The following is a 1,929-nucleotide window of genomic DNA, read 5'->3' on the forward strand; positions in this document are numbered from 1 at the left end:
CACTCGCCCGGCCACGTGTTCCCGCTGCGCGCCTGCTCCGGCGGCGTGCTCGAGCGCGAAGGACACACCGAGGCCACCGTGGATCTCATGAAGCTCGCCGGTCTGGGCGACTGCGGCGTGCTCTGCGAGCTGACCAACCCGGACGGCACCATGGCCCGTCTGCCCGAAGTGGTGGAATACGCCGAAAAGCACGGCATGCCGGTCATCACCATCGAAGACCTCAAGGCATACCGAACCCAGCGCGAAAGCAGACAGGCTGCCTAGCCCGCATACCGCAAGCGATCTGATATTACCGACGACCGATAAGGCCCCTTTCGCATTGATGCCGCGAAAGGGGCCTTCCCTTTTGCCGTTGAACTCCTGCTTGCCGTTCCCCGCAAACGTGGTACAGAATAATCAACAACAAACAACAACGGAGTTCTTGCATGCGAAAACTGTTCATGCTGGCAACCGTACTGCTTGTCCTTGCCGGATGCACGCAGGCGGGTAAAACCCCTGCCCCTCAAGCCTCCGAGGATTTCACGGCCCGAGAATGGCGGCTTGAGCGAAACGGCGATCACCCGGTCATCGATTTCAGCCACACCACCATCTTCTTTGGCCGCGACGGCAAAGTGCACGGCAGCGGCGGCTGCAACAGCTTCAGCGGCCCGTGGTCCCTCACGGACGGCAAGCTGGAGATCGGCCCGCTGGCCACCACCCTGAAAATATGCCCGGCCGAGGCCCTGAACCGTCAGGAATCACGGTTCTTCCAGAGCCTTTCCGAGGCGCAGGACGCGGCCATCGACCCGAAAACCGGTGCGCTTCGCATAATGGTTCAGGGGCAGCAGTCACCCATGATCTTCCACGAGGTCCGGCGCGACGCCACGGCCCAGGGGTCCATCTTCTACCGCGAGCGCATCGCCCTCAGTCCACAGGCGGTGGTCACTGTTCTGGTTCAGGACGTCTCCCGCGCGGATGCGGCCGCCGTGACCATCGGCAAGCAGGTCATCAGGAACCCCGGGCAGGTGCCCATCCGCTTTGCCGTGGAGTACGATCCGGCTGACATCCGGCCCGGCCACACCTATGCGGTGCGTGCTGAAATCCGCGACCGGGGCAGGCTGATCTTCACCACCGACACCCGCCACCTGCTTACGGACGACCCCATGGAAATCATGCTCGTCATGGTCCACTAGTCACAACGCAAAAAAAGCGGCGCAGCCCGGATGGCTGCGCCGCTTTGCCGTATCTTTCCGAGACTATTGAATCTTGCCGTTGACGATGAGGTTCGGCAGTTCGTCGGTGTCGTCATGTTTGATCGGGAATTCGCGGGCCACCAGCTCGCCACAGCGACGCACGGCCGCGCAGATGCCGTCTGCGGGCTTGCCGTCCTGAATCGCCTTGGTCAGGTTTTCCACCACCTCTTCCCAGACGCCGGTGTCGATCTTGTCGTTGATGCCCTTGTCCGCCAGCACCTGCACCATGCGCTCGTACACCGAGACGTAGATGATGATGCCGGTCTCGTCGCGGGTGCGATGCAGGCCGTTGCCGTAAAACGCGGTCATGGCCCCTTCGGCCACTTCTTCGCGCATGCGGCGCTTGCCGACAAAGGGCTTCTTGAGGATGGGCACCGCCTTGACGAGAAACTGGAAGCCGAGGTTCAGGCCGAGAAACACGGCCAGATACGTCCACATGTCCGTGCGGCCCCAGAGTTCGCAGACCCCGAGCCCCGTAACCATGGCAAAAAGCATGGAGGAGAGCGCCTCGGCGCTGGGGTAGTGGTGGCTCACGTCGGCGATGACCGGGACGATCTCGCCCGAGGTGGTCTTCTCCACCTCCTTGACGCAGTCCATGATCCGCTGCTGTTCTTCTTCGGTCAGAAATGCTTTTGCACTCATATATGATCCTTGCGGTTTGTTGATGCCTTTCGGGTCGGTTCGCGGGCCAGCCTAC

General features: G+C 61.9%; 3 protein-coding genes. 2 read left to right on the forward strand and 1 reads right to left on the reverse strand.

Annotation, left to right across the window (positions count from 1 at the left end):
* Positions 1 to 264: 3,4-dihydroxy-2-butanone-4-phosphate synthase (locus JCM12178_RS17275; protein ID WP_172677183.1), on the forward strand; the 264-nt coding region annotated here is incomplete at its 5' end.
* Between the two features lie 161 nt (positions 265 to 425).
* On the forward strand, positions 426 to 1,172 hold the full coding sequence (locus JCM12178_RS17280; protein ID WP_054653217.1) for a YbaY family lipoprotein: 747 nt from the start codon (positions 426 to 428) through the stop codon (positions 1,170 to 1,172).
* A gap of 63 nt (positions 1,173 to 1,235) precedes the next feature.
* Here the strand turns inward: JCM12178_RS17280 and JCM12178_RS17285 are convergent, their stop codons facing one another.
* The gene (locus tag JCM12178_RS17285) at positions 1,236 to 1,874 is read right to left on the reverse strand and encodes a TPM domain-containing protein (RefSeq protein ID WP_054653218.1); all 639 of its coding nucleotides are present in this window, start codon (positions 1,872 to 1,874) and stop codon (positions 1,236 to 1,238) included.
* Positions 1,875 to 1,929 lie beyond the last annotated feature (55 nt).

The organism is Salidesulfovibrio brasiliensis JCM 12178, from assembly GCF_001311825.1.
In the GTDB taxonomy this organism is placed as follows: Bacteria; Desulfobacterota; Desulfovibrionia; order Desulfovibrionales; family Desulfovibrionaceae; genus Pseudodesulfovibrio; species Pseudodesulfovibrio brasiliensis.